Here is a 21,549-nt window from a genome sequence, read left to right on the forward strand (position 1 = left end):
GCCATTTCGTGAGTGAGGGACAGTGCTTTTGCTAGGCGCATAAAAAATCCGATGCTCGTTTCCAAGCATCGGATTTTGCGGCCTACGGGCTAAAGCTCAAAGCGTCAGTCTTAACTGACTGGCATTACCCCGAAGGGTCCTTCTCTTCAGCCGTGATGCTTAGACGCCCGATGCCTTGGCAGCGGCGACGTCCTTGATCGACAGCTTGATGCGACCGCGGTTGTCCACGTCCAGCACCAGTACTTCGACTTCCTGGCCTTCCTTCAGCACGTCGGTGACTTTCTCGACGCGAGCATCGCTCAGCATGGAGATGTGCACCAGGCCGTCCTTGCCCGGCAGGATGTTGACGAAGGCGCCGAAGTCGACGATGCGCTCGACCTTGCCGACGTAGATCTTGCCGATCTCGGCCTCGGCGGTGATGCCCAGGATGCGCTGCTTGGCAGCATCTGCCGCTTCCTTGGTCTCGCCGAAGATCTTGATCGAGCCATCGTCTTCGATGTCGATCGAAGCCTTGGTCTCTTCGCAGATCGCGCGAATGGTGGCGCCGCCTTTACCGATGACGTCACGGATCTTGTCGGTGTCGATCTTCATCGCGATCATGGTCGGGGCGTTGGCCGACAGCTCGGTACGCGATTCACCGATGATCTGGTTCATCTGGCCGAGGATGTTCAGGCGCGCTTCCAGCGCCTGGCCCAGGGCGATCTCCATGATCTCTTCGGTGATGCCGTTGATCTTGATGTCCATCTGCAGCGCGGTGACGCCCTTGGCGGTACCGGCTACCTTGAAGTCCATGTCGCCCAGGTGGTCTTCGTCACCGAGGATGTCGGTCAGAACGGCGAACTTCTCGCCTTCCTTGACCAGGCCCATGGCGATACCGGCAACCGGGGCTTTCATCGGTACACCGGCATCCATCAGGGCCAGCGAAGCGCCGCAGACCGAGGCCATGGAGCTGGAACCGTTGGATTCGGTGATTTCCGAGACCACGCGGATGGTGTACGGGAACACGTCGGCGGCAGGCAGCATGGCCTGAACCGAACGGCGGGCCAGACGGCCGTGGCCGATTTCACGACGACCGGCACCGCCCATGCGGCCGCACTCGCCCACCGAGAACGGCGGGAAGTTGTAGTGCAGCATGAAGGGGTCTTTCTTCTCGCCTTCGAGGGTGTCCAGCAACTGGGCGTCACGGGCAGTACCCAGGGTCGCGACGACCAGGGCCTGGGTTTCGCCACGGGTGAACAGGGCCGAACCGTGGGTCTTCGGCAGAACGCCGACTTCGATGTTCAGCGGACGCACGGTCTTGGTGTCACGGCCGTCGATACGCGGCTTGCCGTTGACGATGTTTTCGCGAACGGTGCGGTACTCGATCTCGCCGAAGATGTCTTTGACTTCGCCAGCCGACGGTTGGCCTTCTTCGCCGGAGAACTTGGCGACAGCCTGGTCACGCAGTTCACCCAGGCGCGCGTAGCGGTCAGCCTTGACGGTGATGGTGTAGCCCTGCGACACCGCTTCGCCGAATTCGGCGCGGATGGCGTTGAACAGTTCGGTGTTGGCGACGGCAGGTTTCCAGTCCCAGGTCGGCTTGGCAGCTTCGGCAGCCAGCTCCTTGACCGCCTTGATGACGGCCTGGAATTCGTCGTGGGCGAACAGTACGGCGCCCAGCATCTGGTCTTCGGTCAGCTCTTGCGCTTCCGACTCGACCATCAGTACGGCGGACTCGGTACCGGCGACGACCATGTCCAGGCTGGAGGCAGCCAGTTGCTCGTAGGTCGGGTTCAGCAGGTAGCCGGTGCTTTCGTGGAAGGCGACGCGGGCGGCGCCGATCGGGCCTTCGAACGGAATGCCGGAGATGGCCAGAGCGGCCGAGGTACCGATCATCGCAGCGATGTCCGGATCGGTCTTCTTGCTGGTGGAAACCACGGTGCAGACGACCTGGACTTCGTTCATGAAGCCTTCAGGGAACAGCGGGCGAATCGGACGGTCGATCAGGCGCGAGGTCAGGGTCTCTTTCTCGGAAGGACGGCCTTCACGCTTGAAGAAGCCACCCGGGATCTTGCCGGCGGCGTAGGTCTTTTCCTGGTAGTGCACGGACAGCGGGAAGAAGCCCTTGCCCGGATCGGCCTGCTTGGCGCCGACCACGGTCACCAGCACGGTGACGTCGTTATCGACGGTAACCAGCACGGCGCCGGTCGCCTGACGGGCGATACGGCCCGTTTCGAGAGTAACGGTCGATTGACCGAACTGGAATTTCTTGATTACCGGGTTCACGGTTTCCTACCTTTTTCAGTGGCTCTTGGGGGAACTTGCTCTTGCGAATTCTTGGGCGGGAAAGAGAATCGGCTCCATCGACCGTCCAGATACAACACGAGGCCGGAGCCTGGTCGCCAAGCGGATGAACCGCTCAGCAGCACCAGGCTGCCAGCCTCGAAGATACGCGTGGCGCGTTGAACGCCGGCGCGGTCTGGCAGAGCCAGGCCACACCGGACATGCAACGCGCCATGCACACCACTGGCCAGGCCGCTATTAGCGACGCAGGCCCAGGCGACCGATCAGGGCGCTGTAACGAGTGGTGTCCTTGCCCTTCAGGTAGTCCAGCAGCTTACGACGCTGGTTGACCATACGGATCAGACCACGACGGGAGTGGTGGTCTTTCTCGTTGGCCTTGAAGTGGCCTTGCAGCTTGTTGATGTTGGCGGTCAGCAGAGCAACCTGCACTTCCGGGCTACCGGTATCGCCGGCGGCTTGCTGGTATTCGGCAACGATCTGAGCTTTTTCTTCGACGCTGAGGGCCATTTGGCTTCTCCTGATAAACGGATCCCGCGAACGGGCTCCAATAGGCCAGGGACAAATCCCTGTATTAATAAAGAAGGTGTGACCGTGCCTACTGACAGCCACCCTTGATTCCGCAGGTTTCAGCCGAAGCCTGACCCACGGTTCCGGTCATTCCGACCGAATCAGTCGACGCGGCGCAATGCGCCCGTCTTCGCTCACTTCACCGATACCGATGAAGCGACCATTGTGATCCTGTACCCGGACCATGCCGAACTGCGGTGCATCCGGCGCGCGCACTGCCTGCCCATGCAGCCAGTAGAACGCGCTGTGCTCGGACAGCACGACCAGCGGCCAGTCCTGCAACCCGCTGTCCGATGGCATCAGGAAGCGATCGAGCGCTTCGTTGCCACCTTCGGCGTGGGCCTGTTCGAGTTCCTCGAGCGTCACGGTCTGTGCCAGCTCGAAAGGACCTGCCTGGGTACGGCGCAGTTCGGCGACGTAGGCACCACAGCCCAGCGCCTCCCCCATATCCTCGACCAGCGTGCGGATATAGGTGCCTTTGCTGCAGCCAACCGACAGGCGCGCGCGGGTGCCTTCGCACTCGAGCAACTCCAAGCGGCCAATAGTAACAGAACGCGCCTCGCGCTCCACTACCTCTCCTGCACGTGCAAGCTTGTACAACGGCTGGCCGTCACGCTTGAGCGCCGAGTACATCGGCGGTATTTGCAGGATGTCGCCACGAAAACGCGGGATCACCGCCTCGATATCGGCGCGACCAACGGTTACCTCACGGGTCTGCAGGACTTCGCCTTCGGCGTCGGCGGTGCTGGTAGTCTGCCCCAGCTGCATGACCGTTTCGTAACCCTTGTCAGAATCGAGCAGGTACTGCGAGAACTTGGTCGCCTCACCGAAGCACAGCGGCAGCACGCCGGTGGCCAGGGGGTCGAGACTGCCGGTATGGCCAGCCTTCTCTGCATTGAGCAACCAGCGGACTTTCTGCAGCGCGGCGTTGGAGGTGAACCCCAGCGGCTTGTCGAGCAGGATGATGCCGCTGACGTTGCGGCGGATACGTTTGACCTGGGCCACCGCTTACTCCTCGGTGTCCGGCTTGTCGGCATCCTTGTGCTGACGGTCTTCGGCGACCGCCCGCTCGATCAGCGCCGACAGATGGGCACCGCGGCTGACGCTCTCGTCGAAGTGGAAGTGCAGTTGCGGCACGCTGCGCAGCTGCATCACCCGGCCCAGGTGCAGGCGCAGGAAACTGGCGGCACTGCTCAGGGCCTTGAGGGTCTGCGGCACGGCGTCCGCGTCGTCCTGGCCCATCACGGTGATGAACACCTTGGCATGACCGAGGTCGCGGCTGACGTCGACGGCGGTGATGGTCACCAGGCCGACGCGCGGGTCTTTGACTTCACGGCGGATCAGCTCCGACAGCTCACGCTGCATCTGATCACCGATGCGTTGGGTACGGCTATATTCTTTGGCCATTCTTGCTACCTGTAGCTAAAGCGGCAAACGCCCGGACAGGCTCAAGCCTGACCGGGCGCTACCTTCAGAGGCGTCACCGACCGCCCTGGGGCGGGGTTTGCGCCAGGCACGCTCTTTACAGAGTACGTGCCACCTGGACTTTCTCGAAGACTTCGATCTTGTCGCCGACCTTGACGTCGTTGTAGCTCTTGACGCCGATACCGCACTCCATGCCGTTACGCACTTCGGCGGCGTCGTCCTTGAAGCGACGCAGCGATTCCAGCTCGCCTTCGAAGATCACCACGTCCTCGCGCAGTACGCGGATCGGACGGTTGCGGTACACGGTACCCTCGATGACCATACAGCCAGCGATGGCACCGAACTTCGGCGAACGGAACACGTCACGGACTTCGGCGACACCCAGGATGTTCTCGCGAACATCGCTGCCGAGCATGCCGGTCAGGGCCTTCTTGACGTCTTCGATGATGTCGTAGATCACGTTGTAGTAACGCATATCCAGACCTTCCTGCTCGACGATCTTGCGCGCGCCGGCATCGGCACGCACGTTGAAGCCGAACAGTACTGCATTCGAAGCCAGCGCCAGGTTGGCGTCGCTCTCGGTGATACCACCGACGCCGCCACCGATCACGCGGACCTGCACTTCGTCGTTGCCCAGGCTGGAGAGCGAGCCCTGCAGCGCCTCGAGAGAACCGCGCACGTCGGTCTTGAGGACGATGTTGAGGGTCTTCTTCTCTTCCTGACCCATGGTCTCGAAGATGTTTTCCAGCTTGCCGGCGTGGGCGCGGGCCAGCTTGACCTCGCGGTACTTGCCTTGACGGAACAGGGCGACTTCGCGCGCCTTCTTCTCGTCGGCAACCACGGACATCTCGTCACCGGCGTCCGGGGTGCCGTCCAGGCCGAGGATCTCGACCGGGATCGACGGACCAGCTTCCTTCACAGGCTTGCCGTTCTCGTCGAGCATGGCACGCACGCGGCCATAGTTGGAACCGACCAGGACCATGTCGCCCTGACGCAGGGTACCGTCCTGAACCAGGATGGTCGCCACCGGGCCACGGCCCTTGTCCAGGCGCGATTCGACGACGACACCACGGCCTGGAGCGGTCGGGGTGGCGGTCAGCTCGAGGATCTCGGCCTGCAGCAGGACGGCTTCGAGCAGTTCGTCGACACCGGTACCCATCTTCGCCGAAACCTTGACGAACGGAGTGTCGCCACCCCAGTCCTCGGAGGTCACGCCTTCGACGGCCAGCTCGTTGCGGATGCGATCGATGTCGGCACCCGGCTTGTCGATCTTGTTCACCGCGACCACCAGCGGAACGCCAGCTGCCTTGGCATGCTGCACGGCTTCGCGAGTCTGCGGCATCACGCCGTCGTCCGCTGCCACCACCAGGATGACAATGTCGGTGGCCTTGGCACCACGGGCACGCATCTGGGTGAACGCAGCGTGACCAGGGGTGTCGAGGAAGGTGACCATGCCGCGGTCGGTTTCCACGTGGTAGGCACCGATGTGCTGGGTGATACCACCGGCTTCGCCTGCGGCTACCTTGGCACGACGGATGTAGTCGAGCAGCGAGGTCTTGCCGTGGTCGACGTGACCCATGACGGTCACGACCGGAGCACGCGACTCGGTCTCGCCTTCGAACTTCAGCGATTCGGCCAGGGAGTCTTCCAGGGCGGTGTCGCTGATCAGGGTGACCTTGTGGCCCAGTTCTTCGGCAACCAGCTGAGCGGTTTCCTGGTCGAGCACCTGGTTGATGGTGACCGGGGTACCCAGCTTGAACATGAACTTGACGACTTCAGCGCCCTTGACCGACATCTGCTGCGCCAGCTCGGAGACGGTGATGGTCTCGCCGATGGTCACGTCACGGATGACCGGACCTGTCGGGTTCTGGAAGCCATGCTGGTTGCGCTTCTTCGGCTTGCCCTTGCCACCGCGACCGCGACGGAAACCATCGCTTTCTTCATCGGTGGTACGTGGCGCGGCACGAGGCGTCGGAGCCTTTTCCTTCTCCTTGACCTTGACCTTGATCGACACGCGCGGGGCTTCGCCGCGACGCTCGCCGGCGACGCCACCACCACGACGGTCGTCGTCACGGCTGCGGCTTTCGTTGCGACGGGTCTCGTCCTTCTTGCGCTCGGCAGCACGGGCGGCGGCGTCTTCGGACACCGGCGCGTCGGCCACTACCGCAGGGGCTGGCTCGGCCTTGGCCGCAGGCGCGGCAGCCGGGGCTTCGGCCGCCTGACGACGGGCCTGCTCCTCGGCACGCTGGCGCGCTTCGGCGTCGGCTTTGTCACGCGCGGCGTTCTCGGCCGCACGGCGCTCTTCCTGCTCGCGCTTCTGCTCAGCCTGGATTTCTTCCGGGCTGCGCTGCACGAATACTTTCTTCTTGCGTACTTCTACGCTGATGCTCTTGCTACCGGCGACACGCAGAGTGCTGGTGGTCTTGCGCTGCAAGGTGATCTTGCGCGGCTCTTCCGCCTTGCTCTTGTGGCTGCTCTTCAGGTGGGCCAGCAGCGTCTGCTTTTCGTTATCGGTCACTACCTGACCGGCGTCGGTGTGCGGCAGACCTGCCTCACGCATCTGCTGCAGCAGGCGCTCTACCGGTGCCTCGACCTCTTGGGCCAGTTCTTTCACCGTGACTTGCGTCATGCACTTCTCTCCTCAGGCCGCGCCTAATTACTCGAACCAGTGGGCTCGGGCGGCCATGATCAACTTGCCGGCACGCTCTTCGTCGATGCCGTCGATGTCGAGCAGGTCGTCGATCGACTGCTCGGCCAGGTCTTCGCGGTTAACCACGCCGCGCACCGCCAGTTCCGCTGCCAGGTCCTTGTCCATGCCCTCGAGGGAGAGCAAGTCGTCGGACGGATGGGCGTCTGCCAGTTTTTCTTCGGTAGCGATGGCCTTGGTCAACAAACGGTCCTTGGCCCGAGCGCGAAGCTCGTTGACGATATCTTCGTCAAAGCCATCGATGTTGAGCATTTCTTCCAACGGTACGTAGGCAATCTCTTCGAGGCTGGTGAAGCCTTCGTCGACCAGCACTTGTGCCAGCTCCTCGTCGACTTCCAGTTCCTCGATGAAATTGCGCAGGATGTCGCCGGTCTCGGCCTGCTGCTTGGCCTGGATGTCCTTCTCGGTCATCACGTTCAGGGTCCAGGCGGTCAGCTGGCTGGCCAGACGGACGTTCTGGCCACCACGGCCGATAGCCTGTGCCAGGTTGTCCTCGGCGACGGCGATATCCATCGCATGGGCGTCCTCGTCAACGATGATCGCCGCGACTTCAGCCGGCGACATGGCGTTGATGACGAACTGCGCCGGGTTCTCGTCCCACAGGACGATATCCACACGCTCACCGCCCAGCTCGCCGGATACGGCCTGGACGCGCGAACCACGCATGCCGATGCAGGCACCTTGCGGGTCGATGCGCTTGTCCTTGGAGCGGACGGCGATCTTGGCGCGCGATCCCGGATCACGGGAAGCGGCCATGACTTCGATGAGGCCTTCAGCGATTTCCGGCACTTCGATGCGGAACAGCTCGATCAGCATCTGCGGCGCGGTACGCGACAGGATCAGTTGCGGACCGCGGTTCTCGGTGCGGATTTCCTTGAGCAGTGCACGCAGGCGCACACCGACACGGAAGGTCTCACGTGGAATGATGTCTTCACGGGCCAGCAGCGCTTCGGCGTTGTTGCCCAGGTCGACGATGACGTTGTCGCGGGTGACCTTCTTCACGGTACCGGAGATGATCTCGCCCACGCGTTCACGATAAGCGTCGACCACCTGGGCACGCTCGGCCTCGCGGACCTTCTGCACGATGACCTGCTTGGCGGTCTGGGCGGCGATGCGGCCGAATTCGATCGACTCGATCTTCTCTTCGATCACGTCACCGATCTTGGCGTCCGGGTGCGTGTCCTGGATCTTTTCCAGCCAGGTCTCGATCGCCGGATCGTCCAGGTCGTTTTCGTCGACCACGGTCCAGCGGCGGAAGGTCTCGTAGCTACCGGTGTGGCGGTTGATTTCCACACGCAGGTCGACTTCGTCCTCAAAACGTTTTTTGGTTGCAGTGGCCAGGGCCACTTCCAGCGCTTCGAAAATGACGCCGGGCGGTACACCTTTCTCGTTGGATACCGATTCAACAACCAGCAGTACTTCTTTGCTCATCGTACGCCTCGCCTTGCGCAAGCCATTGGGCCCGGACAGTCCGCCGGGTCCGGCACGTCTCAGTCAAAACTGGGAATAATATTGGCCTTGTCGATCGAGTCGATCGGCAACAGGAACTCATGCTGGTCCACCTGGACCACCACATCCTGATCCTCCACACCGCGGAGAAGGCCCTGGAAGTTACGACGACCCTCGAAGGGCGTGCGCAGCTTGATCTTCACTTGTTCGCCGGCATGCGAGGCAAACTGTTCCAGTGTGAACAGCGGGCGATCCATGCCTGGAGAAGAAACCTCGAGGGTGTATTCACTGCTGATCGGATCCTCGACATCGAGGATGGCACTGGCCTGACGGCTGACCGCTTCGCAGTCGTCCACCAGGATGCCGCCTTCCTTGTCGATATAGATACGCAGTACTGAATGCTTGCCCTGAGAGACGTATTCGATCCCCCAGCACTGATAGCCCAGACCCTCGACCACCGGGGCCAACAAGGCCTGCAACTGTTCTAGCTTGCTCGACACCTGAACCCCCTCGTGCATGCTGTGCAAATAAAAAATGGGCGAAGCGCCCATCCCTGAAAGCGTCGTTGGACAACGACGCCGATAACTGTTCGGCTAGCAAAAAGCCCCTGAAAAGGGGCTCTGCTGAAGCTGGTTGCGGGGGCTGGATTTGAACCAACGACCTTCGGGTTATGAGCCCGACGAGCTACCAAGCTGCTCCACCCCGCGACAAAGCTGGGGCAAAAGTATAAGACCGAACCCTGTGCAGGGTCAATCCAACTTCCACCTGCAAGAAAGCCCGCTAAAGCGGGCTCTCATGCTTCAATTGGTACCGAGAAGGGGACTCGAACCCCTACACCCTATGGGCACAACCACCTCAAGGTTGCGTGTCTACCAATTCCACCACCTCGGCAATACTACTTCTTGAAACCCGTTACTGCTGCTCTTTGGCTGGAGGAGGTACATCACCAGAGTTGGTGGTTTCACTCTTCTGCTGCTGGAGCACCGGTACATCATCATTGACTGCCGGCTTTGGCTCTTTGACTTCCAGCACTGCTGGATCTGGCAGACCAGCTTGAGTCAGCTGGTGAGCCTGCTGCTTGGCGAAGTATCCTAACCCAAGTGCAGTCAAAAAGAAAGTGGCAGCAAGTATAGCAGTAACTTTACTCAAAAAGGTAGCGGAACCTTGGCTTCCGAACACAGTATTTGAAGCACCTGCGCCGAAAGATGCACCTGCTTCCGCACCCTTACCCTGTTGCAGCAGCACCATTACAACCAGTGCCAGTGCCGCCAACAGATGAAAAACAACTACGACTGTTTCCAGCATTTGTTCAGTTTCCTGCGGCGCGACAAATTGCACCGAATTCGTCTGCGTTCAGGGACGCTCCACCAATGAGCCCCCCATCGATATCCGGCATGCCGAACAGTTCGGCCGCATTGGCCGCCTTCACGCTGCCGCCGTAGAGAAGCTGCACCTTATTGGCAACTTCGGCGTCCTTCACTGCCAGCTGCTTGCGGATGGCGGCATGCACATCCTGGGCTTGCTGGGGCGAGGCCGTCAAACCAGTACCGATGGCCCAGACAGGCTCATAGGCAATTACTGCATTGGCAAAAGCGGCAATACCGAACGCGTCGATAACACTGCTTAGTTGACGCCCTACAACTTCTAGCGTCTTGCCTGCCTCACGCTCTTCGAGAGTTTCCCCTACGCAGAGCACTGGCGTCAAACCACTTTTTTGTGCGGCTGCAAACTTGCGATTCAGCACTTCGTCACTTTCGCCGATAATCTGGCGACGTTCGGAATGGCCAACCAACACTAACTTGCAGCCCACTTCGGCCAACTGACTCGGCGCAACTTCACCGGTCAAGGCGCCCTGTTCGGGCTGTACCGCAGAATTCTGTGCTCCAACGATGATTCCTTTGCCTTCCAGACCATCAATCACTTGACTGATGAACAAGGCCGGCGGAAACACCGCGACTTCGATACCGCTGGGAATGGGCATTTCGCCCAAGCCCTGAGTCAGCTCAGCGACGCTGGCGCGGGTACCGTGCATCTTCCAGTTACCAGCTACCATGGGGCGACGCATGCTTTACCTCGTCGGTCAAAGTGGGCGCAGATCTTACCCAACCCGATCTGCGCTGGCAAGCCTCTTTCAGGCACAAACTTCGGCAACGAGCTTGGCAAGGGCCTCGGCATGGCCGCGTACCTGGCTTTCGTCATCCCCTTCGACCATCACCCGCACCAGCGGCTCGGTCCCGGACTTGCGCAGCAGCACACGACCGCGCCCGGCCATGGCCTCGGTAGCCTTGGCACAGGCCTCCTTGACCGACGGGTTCTCCAGCGGGTCGCTCTTGCCGGCCTGGAAGCGCACATTGATCAGCACCTGCGGGCATTTACGCACGGCCTGACGAGCCTGGGCGAGATTCTCGCCACGGCGCTTGAGGGCCATCAGCACTTGCAACGCGGCAATGATCGCGTCACCGGTGGTGGTGTGGCTACCGCACACGACATGCCCGGAGTTCTCGCCACCCAGCAGCCAGTCACGCTCGAGCAGCTCGGCCATGACATAGCGGTCCCCGACCTTGGCCCGCACGAACGGGATATCCAGCTCCTTGAAAGCCAGCTCCAGGCCCAGGTTGCTCATCAGCGTGCCGACCACGCCGCCTTGCAACTTGCCACGTTCCTGCATGTCCCGACCGATGATGAACAGCAACTCGTCACCATCGACGATGGCTCCGGTGTGGTCGACCATCAGCACCCGGTCACCGTCACCATCGAAGGCGATGCCCAGGTCGGCATGTCCCACCAGCACCGCGGCCTGCAGCGATTCGATATGCGTCGAGCCGCAGCCTTCGTTGATGTTCAGGCCATCCGGCGCAGCATGCAGCACGGTCACCTCCGCGCCAAGCTCGCGGAACACGCTCGGCGCAACCTTGTAGGTCGCGCCGTGCGCGCAGTCCACGACGATCTTCAGCCCGTCGAAGCTGGTGCTGGACGGCACGCTGCTCTTGCAGAACTCGATGTAGCGACCGGCCGCATCGTTGATGCGCGACACTTTGCCCAGCTTGCTGGACTCGACGACGCTCATCGGCTGGTCCAGCAGCTCTTCGATCATCAACTCGACTTCGTCGGGCAGCTTGGTACCCGCACCGGAGAAGAACTTGATGCCGTTATCGTCGTGCGGATTGTGCGAAGCGCTGATGACGATCCCCGCCTCGGCGTGGAACGTACGGGTCAGGTAGGCGATGGCTGGCGTCGGCATCGGGCCGAGCAACATCACGTCAGCACCTGCGGCAGAAAGACCAGCCTCCAGCGCGGATTCGAACATGTAACCGGAGATGCGCGTGTCCTTGCCGACCAGCACACGGCAGTGGCCCTGCTTGCGGAACGCCATGCCGGCGGCCCAGCCCAGCTTCAGCATGAAGTCGGGGGTGATGGGATATTGACCGACGCGGCCACGGATACCGTCGGTACCAAAATATTTTCTGCTCATGAGTGACTCCAATGTTCTTATTCGGCGTTCTGCACTGCGGCGATCATGCGCACGACATCGACGGTCTCCGCCACATCGTGGACACGCAGGATGCTCGCCCCCTTGGTCATGGCCAGAGCGGCCAGGGCCAGGCTGCCGTAGAGTCGCTCGCCGACCGGCCGGCCTAGCGTGAGGCCGATCATGCTCTTGCGCGAAACCCCTACCAGCAGCGGACACCCAAGGCGATAGAGCGCCTCCATGTGCTTGAACAGACTCAGGTTGTGCTCGACCGTCTTGGCAAAGCCGAAGCCTGGATCCAGGATGATACGCTCAGCTCCGATTCCTACCGATGCGCACGCAGCCATGCGCTGCTCGAGGTAGCGCGTCACGTCAGCGGTCACGTCATCGTAGTGCGGATTGTCCTGCATGTTACCCGGCTCACCACGCATGTGCATCAGGCACACTGGCAGCCCTGTATCGGCTGCGGCATCAAGCGCGCCATCACGCTCCAGCGCGCGCACGTCATTGATCAGGCCGGCCCCCAGGCGAGCGGACTCGCGCATGACCGCAGGCGTCGAGGTATCGACAGAGATGACAACGTCGAGGCGACTGTTGATGGCCTCGACGATCGGCGCCACGCGCTCGAGCTCTTCGGTCGGCGAAACCGCCCGAGCGCCAGGGCGGGTCGATTCCCCGCCGACGTCGATCAGGGTCGCGCCTGCAGCCACCATGGCTTCGGCATGGCGCAGGGCCTCGTCACGCTGACTGAAGCGCCCACCATCGGAGAAGGAGTCGGGGGTGATATTGAGAATACCCATGACATGGGTACGGGACAAATCAAGAACCCGGCTGCCGCAAGGCAACCGGGTCGGGTACTGCTGTGAGGTCATAGAAACCCTTAGTGTTGAGCCGCTGGACCGCCGATCGGCGACTCCGGACGGTCATCCTGGGAGGCTTGGTTACCGGAAGTACCGGCGTCATTGTCCCAGTCACGAGGCTCGCGTGGCGTGCGACCTGCCATGATGTCGTCGATCTGGTCGGCATCGATGGTTTCGTACTTCATCAGCGCCTCGGCCATCGCGTCGAGCTTGTCGCGGTTATCGGTGAGGATCTGCTTGGCCGTCGCGTAGCAGTGATCGATGATGCTGCGCACTTCGGAGTCGATCATCTTGGCGGTTTCACCCGAGACACTGGCGTGCTGGCTAGCCGCACTACGGCCGAGGAACACCTCGCCCTCCTCCTCGGCATACATCAGCGGGCCGAGCTTCTCGGACAAGCCCCACTTGGTGACCATGTTCCGAGCAATCTGGCTGGCACGCATGATGTCGTTGGACGCACCGGTGGTGACGCCATCGAAGCCCAGGGTCATCTCTTCGGCGATACGCCCGCCATACAACGAGCAGATCTGGCTGATCAGCGCACGCTTGGACAGGCTGTAGCGGTCCTCTTCCGGCAGGAACATGGTCACGCCCAGGGCGCGACCACGCGGAATGATCGACACCTTGTACACCGGGTCGTGCTCGGGAACGACGCGACCGACAATGGCATGACCGGCTTCGTGATAAGCGGTGTTCTGCTTTTCCTTTTCCGACATGACCATGGTCTTGCGCTCGGCGCCCATCATGATCTTGTCCTTGGCCAGCTCGAACTCTTTCATCTCTACCAGGCGCTTGCTGGAACGGGCGGCGAACAGCGAGGCCTCGTTGACCAGGTTGGCCAGGTCGGCACCGGAGAAGCCTGGAGTACCACGGGCAATGACGGCGGCATTGACGTTCTCGCCAACCGGCACCTTGCGCATGTGCACCTTGAGAATCTGCTCACGGCCGCGGATATCCGGCAGGCCGACCACCACCTGGCGGTCGAAGCGACCAGGACGCAGCAGCGCCGGGTCGAGTACGTCGGGACGGTTGGTCGCAGCGATGACGATGATGCCATCGTTCATCTCGAAGCCATCCATCTCGACCAGCAACTGGTTCAGAGTCTGCTCGCGCTCATCATGACCGCCGCCCATGCCGGCACCACGGTGGCGACCCACGGCGTCGATTTCGTCGATGAAGATGATGCACGGCGCGTGCTTCTTGGCCTGTTCGAACATGTCGCGAACACGGCTGGCGCCGACGCCGACGAACATTTCGACGAAGTCGGAACCGGAAATGGTGAAGAACGGCACCTTGGCCTCACCTGCAATGGCCTTGGCCAGCAGGGTCTTACCGGTACCGGGCGGGCCGACCATCAGCACGCCACGGGGAATACGACCGCCCAGGCGCTGGAACTTGCCCGGATCACGGAGGAACTCGACCAGTTCGCCAACTTCTTCCTTGGCCTCGTCGCAGCCGGCGACGTCAGCCAGCGTGGTCTTGACCTGGTCTTCGGAGAGCAGGCGCGCCTTGCTCTTGCCGAAGCTCATCGGCCCGCCCTTGCCCCCTGCACCGCCCTGCATCTGGCGCATGAAGAACATGAACACGGCGATGATCACCAGGATCGGGAAGCTGGCGACCAGCAACTGGGTCCAGATGCTCTGCTGCTCGGGTTGCTTGCCTTCGACGGTGACGTGATTGTCGACCAGGTCGCCGATCAGGCCATTGTCGGTGATGGCCGGGCGGACGGTCTTGAAGTTGTCGCCGTCGGTGCGCTTGCCGGTGATGATGTAGCCATCGACGGTCACACGCTCGACCTTGCCATCCTTGACCTGCTGGATGAAGTCGGAATAGTTGAGGGTCTGCGGCTCGTTAGGGCTCGAGAAGTTGTTCATCACCGTCACCAGGACGGCGGCGATGATCAACCAGAGGATCAGATTCTTTGCCATGTCGTTCAATTCGCTACCCTCTGAGGCCGGCGCACGACGCAACCGTGCCTCGCATGATATTCATCGCCCTAACTTACTACATTACCTACGCATCCGCAGGCACCGTCTGTAACCCTTTGTGAAAGCTAGACTACACGAAGTTCGGACGATCCAGACGTTGCCGCCGATTGGAATTAACTATCGGCGGCCCCGCAAAATGCCGCTTACGCCCCCTTGAAACCCCTGGCCAACAGGTACTGCTCGCGAGAGCGATCCCGCGACGACGACGGCTTGCGCATCTGCACCTTGTCGAACTTGCCACGCACCTCCTTGAGGTACACGTCGAAACCTTCACCCTGGAAGATCTTGATCAGGAAGTCGCCACCGGGGCGCAGCACGCGGGTCGCCAAGTCCAGTGCCAGTTCGCAGAGGAACATGGCGCGCGGCATGTCCACCGCGGGCGTACCACTCATATTGGGGGCCATGTCGGAAATCACAAGGTCCACGTGCGAGTCACCGACCGCCTGGAGAATGTTCGCCAGCACTTCGTCCTGGGTAAAGTCACCCTGGATGAAGGTAACGTCGGGGATCGTGTCCATTTCCAGGATGTCCGAAGCGATCAGACGCCCCTGCCCGCCAATCAGACGACTGGTCACCTGCGACCAGCCACCGGGCGCGGCACCGAGGTCGATCACGCTCATGCCGGGACGGATCAGCTTGTCCTTCTCCTGGATTTCCAGCAGTTTGTAGCTCGCGCGCGAGCGGTAGCCATCCTTCTGTGCCTGCTTGACGAAAGGATCGTTGAAATGCTCTCTCAGCCAGTTATGGCTGCTCTTGGAACGTTGCGCCACGGGGCACCTCGATGATATGCGTCGTGATTGACTGGGCGGAGCCACGGGCCCTCGGGTAAAATGGCCACCAATTTTACAGAATCAGACGAAAAGGGTCAGATTATGCCGCTCAATAACGAGCAGAAGAAGCAATACAAATCGATTGGTCACGACCTCAAGCCGGTCCTGATCGTCGCGGGCAATGGTTTGAACGAAGGCGTGATCGCCGAGCTGGAACGTGCCCTGGCCGACCATGAGCTGATCAAGGTCGAGATCCGCTCGGAGGACCGCGAAGAGCGAGCCGCCGCCATCGCCGAACTGTGCAAGGTCGGTCGCGCCGAGCTGGTGCAGACCATCGGCAAGAAGGCGCTGATCTATCGCAAGAACCCACAGCCGAACAAACAGCTGTCCAACATCCACCGCTACAAGTGACGGTGACTCCGCTCAGTGGCGCGGTTGACGCGCCCTGACCGGAACTGGCTGGGCCACCAGCACGATGCCAGAGAAGCCCAGCACCAGGAAACAGAACATCTGCCAGCGCTCGCCCACGGAGATCCCGTAGCGCAGCGTGTAGTAGCCGATACAGGCCGCGAAGCCGAGCAACAGCATCTGCCCGCGGAACTGCCGCCACCAGGCCGCCAGGCCATCCACCCTCGCCAATACCGCCAGCTGGGTCAACAGCCCGAGCAACGCCACGCCGATCAACCAGCGGTCGATCTGCCCGGCCACATCATGCACCAGCAACGGCGCCAGGCCACTGACCTTGAGCGCCGGCACCAGCCCGACGTGGAATACCCAGAGGCCGCCGACCCAGAAGACCTGGGCCAGCTGCCAGAGGATACCCTCGAGCGATGGCGCCCGCAGGCGCCGGTCAGATGTGCTTGACTTCGACAATCTCGTACTCGACCGTGCCGCTTGGCGTCTTGACGACGACGGTGTCGCCCTCTTCCTTGCCGATGATGGCGCGGGCGATGGGCGCGCTCGCCGAGAGCTTGCCCTTCTTGATGTCGGCCTCGTCCTCGCCAACGATCTGGTAGGTCACCTGATCGCCAGTCTCGGTGTTCTCCAGGTCCACGGTGGTACCGAAGATCACCTTGCCGGTGTGGGCGATGGTGGTGACATCGATCACCACCGAGTTCTGCAGGCGACCTTCGATATCACGGATACGCGCCTCGACCATGCCCTGCTCTTCGCGGGCGGCATGGTATTCGGCGTTTTCCTTCAGGTCGCCCAGCTCACGGGCCTCACCGATGGCCTGGCTCAGGCGCGGGCGCTCGGTCTTGCTGAGGAACAGATGCTCTTCCTCCAGGGCGCGAGCGCCCTGGACGGTCATCGGGTACTTGGTAATGCTCATGCTTTGAGTCCTGCATGCAGATCCTGCAGACGACGAACGGTCTTCTCGGGACCGAATTTCAGCGCCTCACAGATGGCTTCACCCGCCGCAATGGTAGTCGTGCAGTAGATCTTGTGCTGCAGCGCATTACGACGAATCGAGTAGGAGTCGGCGATCGACTGGCGGCCTTCGGTGGTGTTGATGATCAGCGACACTTCGTCGTTCTTGATCATGTCGACCACGTGCGGACGACCTTCGGTCACCTTGTTCACGCGACGCACCTTCAGGCCTGCCGCCTCGATGACCTTGGCGGTGCCTACGGTAGCGACCACTTCGAAGCCCAGGGCAATCAGGTCGCGGGCAACGCCAGCCACTTGCGGCTTGTCGTCGTCACGCACACTGATGAAGGCGACGCCGCCGGTCGGCAGCACTTCGCTGGCACCCATCTGGGCCTTGGCGAAGGCTTCACCGAAGCTGTCGCCGACACCCATGACTTCACCGGTCGATTTCATCTCAGGGCCGAGGATCGGGTCAACCCCTGGGAACTTGGCGAACGGGAAGACGGCTTCCTTGACGCTGTAGAAGTTCGGGATGATTTCCTCGGTGAAGCCCAGCTCCTTCAAGGTCTTGCCGGCCATGACACGGGCCGCGATCATCGCCAGCGAGGTGCCGATGCACTTGGAGACGAACGGCACGGTACGCGAGGCGCGCGGGTTGACTTCGATCACGTAGATCTTGTCGCCCTGCAGGGCCAGCTGCACGTTCATCAGACCGACCACACCCAGCTCCAGGGCCATTTTCTTGACCTGGACGCGGACTTCGTCCTGCACTTCCTTGCTCAGCGAGTAAGGCGGCAGCGAGCACGCCGAGTCACCGGAGTGAACACCGGCCTGCTCGATGTGCTGCATGATCGCGCCGATCACCACGTCGGTGCCGTCGCAGACCGCATCCACGTCCATCTCGATGGCGCAGTTGAGGAAGTGGTCGAGCAGTACCGGGCTGTCATTGGACACCTGCACCGCTTCACGCAGGTAGCGCTTGAGCTCGTCCAGCTCGTAGACGATCTCCATGGCACGGCCACCCAGTACGTACGACGGGCGCACGACCAGCGGGTAGCCGATACCGCCAGCGGCGCTGATGGCTTCTTCTTCGCTGCGCACGGTAGCGTTTGGCGGCTGCAGCAGGTTCAGGCGCTGAACCATCTGCTGGAAGCGCTCACGGTCTTCGGCACGGTCGATGGCGTCCGGGCTGGTACCGATGATCGGCACGCCGGCTTCTTCCAGGGCACGGGCCAGCTTCAGCGGCGTCTGGCCACCGTAGTGGACGATCACACCCTTCGGCTTCTCGACGCGGCAGACTTCCAGCACGTCTTCCAGGGTCAACGGCTCGAAGTACAGACGATCGGAGGTGTCGTAGTCGGTGGAGACGGTTTCCGGGTTGCAGTTGACCATGATGGTCTCGTAACCGTCTTCACGCAGCGCCAGCGCGGCGTGCACGCAGCAATAGTCGAACTCGATGCCCTGGCCGATACGGTTAGGACCGCCACCCAGGATCATGATCTTGTCGCGAGTCGACGGGTTGGCCTCGCACTCTTCCTCGTAGGTCGAGTACAGGTAGGCGGTGTCGGTGGCGAACTCGGCGGCGCAGGTGTCGACGCGCTTGTACACCGGGAACACTTCCAGCTTGTGGCGGTGACGGCGCAGGTTCTTGTCGGTGATGCCAAGCAGCTTGGCCAGGCGCTGGTCCGAGAAGCCCTTGCGCTTGAGGCGCAGCATGTAGTCCTTGTCGATCGACGACAGGGCCAGGGTCTTGACCTTCTCTTCTTCCTTGATCAGGTCTTCCATCTGCACCAGGAACCACATGTCGATGCCGGTCAGGTCGAAGATCTGCTCGCAGGTCATGCCCGAACGCATTGCATCGGCCACGTACCAGATGCGCTCGGCGCCTGGCACGGTCAGCTCGCGCTTGAGGATGCCGGCTGCTTCCGGGTTGGCCAGGTCGACTTTCGGGTCCAGGCCGCAGGCGCCGACTTCCAGGCCGCGCAGGGCTTTCTGCAGGGACTCCTGGAAGGTGCGACCGATGGCCATGACCTCACCCACGGATTTCATCTGGGTGGTCAGGCGAGCGTCGGCTTTCGGGAATTTTTCGAAGGCGAAGCGTGGCAGCTTGGTGACGACGTAGTCGATCGACGGCTCGAAGGACGCCGGGGTGCGGCCGCCAGTGATGTCGTTCTGCAGTTCGTCGAGGGTGTAGCCGATGGCCAGCTTGGCGGCGATCTTGGCGATCGGGAAGCCGGTAGCCTTGGACGCCAGGGCCGAGGAGCGCGAAACGCGCGGGTTCATCTCGATCACGACCATGCGGCCAGTGTTCGGGCAAATGCCGAACTGCACGTTGGAACCGCCGGTCTCGACACCGATTTCACGCAGCACCGCCAGCGAGGCGTTGCGCATGATCTGGTATTCCTTGTCGGTCAGGGTCTGCGCCGGGGCAACGGTGATCGAGTCGCCGGTATGCACGCCCATCGGGTCGAAGTTCTCGATCGAGCAGACGATGATGCAGTTGTCCTTCTTGTCGCGGACCACCTCCATCTCGTATTCCTTCCAGCCGATCAGCGATTCGTCGATCAGCAGTTCCTTGGTCGGCGACAGGTCCAGACCACGGGTGCAGATTTCCTCGAACTCTTCACGGTTGTAGGCGATACCGCCGCCGGTGCCGCCCATGGTGAACGAAGGACGGATGATGCACGGGAAACCGAGCTTCTCGAGGACCGCATTGGCCTCTTCCATGCTGTGGGCGATACCGGAGCGCGGGCACTCCAGGCCGATGGCCTTCATGGCCTTGTCGAAGCGCGAACGGTCTTCGGCCTTGTCGATGGTGTCGGCGTTGGCACCGATCATCTCCACGCCGAACTTTTCCAGAACGCCGTGGCGCTCCAGGTCCAGGGCGCAGTTCAGTGCAGTCTGGCCACCCATGGTCGGCAGCACCGCGTCCGGGCGCTCCTTCTCGATGATCTTGGCCACCGACTGCCACTTGATCGGCTCGATGTAGGTGGCGTCGGCCATGGCCGGGTCGGTCATGATGGTGGCCGGGTTGGAGTTCACCAGGATGACGCGGAAACCTTCCTCGCGCAGGGCCTTGCAGGCCTGGGCGCCGGAATAGTCGAACTCGCAGGCCTGGCCGATCACGATCGGGCCAGCGCCGAGAATCAGGATGCTTTTGATGTCTGTACGTTTTGGCATGGTTGTCACTCAAATCCGCGGGTCAGTCGGCAAGCCGTCTTGAACAATCTGGGTCAGGCGCTTCCGGGTGCGGCACAGGCCGCCCCGGGGCCTTGATGCAGGATGCTCAGCGGCGCTTGGCCATGGCATCGGTGAAACGATCGAACAGTGGCGCGACATCGGTCGGGCCTGGGCTCGCTTCAGGGTGGCCCTGGAAGCTGAACGCGCACTTGTCGGTACGCTCGATGCCCTGCAGGGTACCGTCGAACAGCGACTTGTGGATGGCGCGGACGTTGCCCGGCAGGGTGGCTTCGTCGACGGCGAAACCGTGGTTCTGGCTGGTGATCATGACCACGCCGGTGTCCAGGTCCTGGACCGGGTGGTTGGCACCATGGTGACCGTGGCCCATCTTCACGGTCTTGGCGCCGGAGGCCAGGGCCAGCAGCTGGTGGCCGAGGCAGATGCCAAAGACCGGGATCTCGGTCTCGAGGATTTCCTTGATCGCCTGGATCGCGTAGTCGCACGGCTCGGGGTCGCCAGGGCCGTTGGACAGGAACACACCGTCAGGATTGAGCGCGAGCACTTCGCTGGCCGGGGTTTGCGCCGGCACCACGGTCACGCGGCAGCCACGGGCGACCAGCATGCGCAGGATGTTCAGCTTGACGCCGTAGTCGAAGGCAACCACGTGATACGGCAGCTCGGCGGCTTCGAGGGTCGGGTGGCTGTCAGTCTTCAGTTCCCACACGCTGGAGCGCCACTCGTAGCGTTCCTTGGTGGAGACGACCTTGGCCAGGTCCATGCCCTTCAGGCCCGGGAAGGCGCGAGCGGCGGCGATGGCGGCCTCTTCGCTGATGTTGTCGCCCGCCAGGATGCAGCCGTTCTGGGCGCCTTTTTCGCGCAGGATGCGGGTCAGGCGACGGGTGTCGATACCGGCGATGGCAACGACATTGTTGGCTTTCAGGTATTCAGGCAGCGACTGGGTGTTGCGCCAGTTGCTGGCCAGCAACGGGAGATCACGGATGACCAGGCCGGCGGACCAGACGCGATTGGACTCGGCGTCTTCTGGCGTGGTGCCGGTGTTGCCGATGTGCGGGTAAGTCAGGGTGACGATTTGCTGGGCGTAGGAAGGGTCTGTAAGGATTTCCTGATAGCCGGTCATAGCAGTGTTGAACACCACCTCACCAACGGTCTGACCGTCGGCTCCGATGGCTTCACCGCGAAAAATGCTGCCATCGGCAAGGGCGAGTATGGCTGGCTTAGTCAAGAAGACCTCCCGTAAATCAAGCCTGAAAGGGCGATCGCAGGTTGCAAAAAAGCGGAATGACGTATGGACACGTCACCCCGCTTTTATGCTGAATTAGTCTGCGCGCTTTTAGTGGACACACTAAAGCTGTAGCTTACAGAAAAATGCGTTTTCGGTCTACCTGGAATGTGCCTCTAAATCATAGGATTGCGACAGCCAGCAACGCTGACCCCTCACGGCAGGAGCCAGCCTTGCCGG

General features: G+C 61.8%; 18 protein-coding genes and 2 tRNA genes. 1 reads left to right on the forward strand and 19 read right to left on the reverse strand.

All coding sequences use genetic code 11. The features are described from left to right. Positions 1-159 precede the first annotated feature (159 nt). The 15 genes from pnp to rlmE all read right to left on the reverse strand — a co-directional run bounded on the left by pnp (position 160) and on the right by rlmE (position 15,518). Positions 160-2,265, reverse strand: coding sequence for a polyribonucleotide nucleotidyltransferase (gene pnp, locus F3J43_RS22345; protein WP_166892277.1), 2,106 nt, complete (start codon positions 2,263-2,265; stop codon positions 160-162). Positions 2,266-2,520: 255 nt separating this feature from the next. Then, positions 2,521-2,790, reverse strand: a complete 270-nt coding sequence (gene rpsO, locus F3J43_RS22350; RefSeq protein WP_011532144.1) for a 30S ribosomal protein S15 — start codon at positions 2,788-2,790, stop codon at positions 2,521-2,523. 147 nt (positions 2,791-2,937) lie between these two features. Next, entirely contained in the window at positions 2,938-3,855 is a 918-nt protein-coding gene (gene truB / locus F3J43_RS22355; RefSeq protein WP_166892280.1) for a tRNA pseudouridine(55) synthase TruB, read from the reverse strand. A 3-nt stretch (positions 3,856-3,858) separates the two neighbouring features. Next, complete coding sequence (gene rbfA, locus F3J43_RS22360) at positions 3,859-4,257, reverse strand: 30S ribosome-binding factor RbfA (RefSeq protein WP_166892283.1); 399 nt, start codon at positions 4,255-4,257, stop codon at positions 3,859-3,861. Positions 4,258-4,372: 115 nt separating this feature from the next. Continuing rightward, positions 4,373-6,904 (reverse strand): translation initiation factor IF-2, encoded by a 2,532-nt coding sequence (gene infB, locus F3J43_RS22365; RefSeq protein ID WP_166892286.1) that lies wholly within the window; start codon positions 6,902-6,904, stop codon positions 4,373-4,375. Between the two features lie 27 nt (positions 6,905-6,931). After that, a complete protein-coding gene (gene nusA, locus F3J43_RS22370) occupies positions 6,932-8,413 on the reverse strand; it encodes a transcription termination factor NusA (protein WP_166892289.1) in 1,482 nt (493 codons plus the stop codon). A 59-nt stretch (positions 8,414-8,472) separates the two neighbouring features. After that, positions 8,473-8,982 (reverse strand): ribosome maturation factor RimP, encoded by a 510-nt coding sequence (rimP, locus tag F3J43_RS22375; RefSeq protein ID WP_353618280.1) that lies wholly within the window; start codon positions 8,980-8,982, stop codon positions 8,473-8,475. Between the two features lie 79 nt (positions 8,983-9,061). Next, a tRNA-Met gene (locus tag F3J43_RS22380) sits at positions 9,062-9,138 on the reverse strand. Positions 9,139-9,236: 98 nt separating this feature from the next. Beyond that, positions 9,237-9,322: transfer RNA gene (locus F3J43_RS22385), tRNA-Leu, on the reverse strand. Between the two features lie 21 nt (positions 9,323-9,343). Then, the gene (gene secG, locus F3J43_RS22390; protein ID WP_028691255.1) at positions 9,344-9,736 is read right to left on the reverse strand and encodes a preprotein translocase subunit SecG; all 393 of its coding nucleotides are present in this window, start codon (positions 9,734-9,736) and stop codon (positions 9,344-9,346) included. Positions 9,737-9,740: 4 nt separating this feature from the next. Continuing rightward, positions 9,741-10,496: a triose-phosphate isomerase gene (gene tpiA / locus F3J43_RS22395; protein WP_166892292.1), complete on the reverse strand. Its 756-nt coding sequence runs from the start codon at positions 10,494-10,496 to the stop codon at positions 9,741-9,743. 66 nt (positions 10,497-10,562) lie between these two features. Continuing rightward, a complete protein-coding gene (gene glmM, locus F3J43_RS22400) occupies positions 10,563-11,903 on the reverse strand; it encodes a phosphoglucosamine mutase (protein WP_166892295.1) in 1,341 nt (446 codons plus the stop codon). A gap of 17 nt (positions 11,904-11,920) precedes the next feature. Further along, positions 11,921-12,700, reverse strand: a complete 780-nt coding sequence (gene folP / locus F3J43_RS22405; RefSeq protein ID WP_286184950.1) for a dihydropteroate synthase — start codon at positions 12,698-12,700, stop codon at positions 11,921-11,923. An 80-nt stretch (positions 12,701-12,780) separates the two neighbouring features. After that, positions 12,781-14,697: an ATP-dependent zinc metalloprotease FtsH gene (gene ftsH, locus F3J43_RS22410; RefSeq protein ID WP_353618281.1), complete on the reverse strand. Its 1,917-nt coding sequence runs from the start codon at positions 14,695-14,697 to the stop codon at positions 12,781-12,783. A 194-nt stretch (positions 14,698-14,891) separates the two neighbouring features. Continuing rightward, positions 14,892-15,518, reverse strand: coding sequence for a 23S rRNA (uridine(2552)-2'-O)-methyltransferase RlmE (rlmE, locus tag F3J43_RS22415; protein WP_166892305.1), 627 nt, complete (start codon positions 15,516-15,518; stop codon positions 14,892-14,894). Positions 15,519-15,620: 102 nt separating this feature from the next. On the opposite strand from rlmE, the gene F3J43_RS22420 reads away from it, so the two are divergent. Next, a complete protein-coding gene (locus F3J43_RS22420; RefSeq protein WP_085677204.1) occupies positions 15,621-15,929 on the forward strand; it encodes a YhbY family RNA-binding protein in 309 nt (102 codons plus the stop codon). Positions 15,930-15,941: 12 nt separating this feature from the next. Here the strand turns inward: F3J43_RS22420 and F3J43_RS22425 are convergent, their stop codons facing one another. The 4 genes from F3J43_RS22425 to carA form a co-directional block, all read right to left on the reverse strand. Continuing rightward, positions 15,942-16,391 (reverse strand): MFS transporter, encoded by a 450-nt coding sequence (locus F3J43_RS22425; RefSeq protein WP_166892308.1) that lies wholly within the window; start codon positions 16,389-16,391, stop codon positions 15,942-15,944. After that, complete coding sequence (gene greA / locus F3J43_RS22430) at positions 16,369-16,845, reverse strand: transcription elongation factor GreA (RefSeq protein WP_054892675.1); 477 nt, start codon at positions 16,843-16,845, stop codon at positions 16,369-16,371. The genes F3J43_RS22425 and greA overlap by 23 nt, the downstream gene beginning before the upstream one ends. A 2-nt stretch (positions 16,846-16,847) precedes the next feature. Then, on the reverse strand, positions 16,848-20,069 hold the full coding sequence (gene carB / locus F3J43_RS22435; RefSeq protein WP_166892311.1) for a carbamoyl-phosphate synthase large subunit: 3,222 nt from the start codon (positions 20,067-20,069) through the stop codon (positions 16,848-16,850). A gap of 106 nt (positions 20,070-20,175) precedes the next feature. Beyond that, a complete protein-coding gene (carA, locus tag F3J43_RS22440) occupies positions 20,176-21,312 on the reverse strand; it encodes a glutamine-hydrolyzing carbamoyl-phosphate synthase small subunit (protein ID WP_166892314.1) in 1,137 nt (378 codons plus the stop codon). Positions 21,313-21,549: the final 237 nt, after the last annotated feature.

Source organism: Pantoea sp. Cy-639 (genome assembly GCF_011752525.1).
Classification (GTDB): Bacteria; Pseudomonadota; Gammaproteobacteria; order Pseudomonadales; family Pseudomonadaceae; genus Aquipseudomonas.

What these genes read in the sequence shown, in the direction of transcription:
- rpsO (WP_011532144.1), bottom strand. Translation starts at nt 2,790, where the DNA reads ATGGCCCTCAGCGTCGAAGAAAAAGCTCAGATCGTTGCCGAATACCAG.
- rbfA (WP_166892283.1), bottom strand. Translation starts at nt 4,257, where the DNA reads ATGGCCAAAGAATATAGCCGTACCCAACGCATCGGTGATCAGATGCAG.
- infB (WP_166892286.1), bottom strand. Translation starts at nt 6,904, where the DNA reads ATGACGCAAGTCACGGTGAAAGAACTGGCCCAAGAGGTCGAGGCACCG.
- nusA (WP_166892289.1), bottom strand. Translation starts at nt 8,413, where the DNA reads ATGAGCAAAGAAGTACTGCTGGTTGTTGAATCGGTATCCAACGAGAAA.
- rimP (WP_353618280.1), bottom strand. Translation starts at nt 8,982, where the DNA reads ATGGGCGCTTCGCCCATTTTTTATTTGCACAGCATGCACGAGGGGGTT.
- secG (WP_028691255.1), bottom strand. Translation starts at nt 9,736, where the DNA reads ATGCTGGAAACAGTCGTAGTTGTTTTTCATCTGTTGGCGGCACTGGCA.
- tpiA (WP_166892292.1), bottom strand. Translation starts at nt 10,496, where the DNA reads ATGCGTCGCCCCATGGTAGCTGGTAACTGGAAGATGCACGGTACCCGC.
- glmM (WP_166892295.1), bottom strand. Translation starts at nt 11,903, where the DNA reads ATGAGCAGAAAATATTTTGGTACCGACGGTATCCGTGGCCGCGTCGGT.
- folP (WP_286184950.1), bottom strand. Translation starts at nt 12,700, where the DNA reads ATGGGTATTCTCAATATCACCCCCGACTCCTTCTCCGATGGTGGGCGC.
- F3J43_RS22420 (WP_085677204.1), top strand. Translation starts at nt 15,621, where the DNA reads ATGCCGCTCAATAACGAGCAGAAGAAGCAATACAAATCGATTGGTCAC.
- carB (WP_166892311.1), bottom strand. Translation starts at nt 20,069, where the DNA reads ATGCCAAAACGTACAGACATCAAAAGCATCCTGATTCTCGGCGCTGGC.